Below are 553 nucleotides of genomic sequence, written 5' to 3' on the forward strand. Positions count from 1 at the left end.
GCCGGAGCGCTGTGCCGGGGCGCGGCGGGCGCCTGCGGGGCCGGCTGGGCGGCCGCGGGGCGGGGGGCGGCGGGGGGGGCCGGGGCGCCCGCCGGGGCCACCGCCCGGGGCGCCGCCGTAGCCGCCGGCGGACGCGCCGCCGTAGCCACCCCCGCCGAAGCCGCCGCCGCCGTAGCCGGATGAGCCGGCCGGGGCCTGCGGGGCGGAACCGCCGCCGGACGGGTCGAGGACCGCCTCGATCTTCCACTCCACGCCGAACTGCTCGGACAGCGCCTGCCGCAGTACGTCCTCGCTGCCGCTGCCGGAGAAGTTGTCGCGGGCTCCGGCGTTGACGAAGCCGAGCTGGAGGGTGGTGCCGTCGAAGCCGGTCACCTGGGCGTTCTGGCTGAGCAGGATCCAGGTGAAGCGGCGACGGTTCTTCACGGCCTCCAGGATGTTCGGCCAGAGCGCGCGCGGGTCGAGACCGCCGGCCGGGGCGGGCGCCGGAGCCTGGGACGCGGGGGCGGGGGCGGGGGCGGCGGGTGGCCCCGCGGGGCGGCCCTGTTGCTGCGGC

Annotated in this window: 1 pseudogene; it reads right to left on the minus strand. The window is 80.5% G+C overall.

The window, feature by feature from the left end:
• Window positions 1–553, minus strand: a pseudogene (locus IF37_RS0138460) (DNA polymerase III subunit gamma and tau); the annotation flags it as partial.

The sequence above is a fragment of the Streptomyces sp. NRRL S-31 genome, from assembly GCF_000718775.1.
GTDB lineage: Bacteria > Actinomycetota > Actinomycetes > Streptomycetales > Streptomycetaceae > Streptomyces.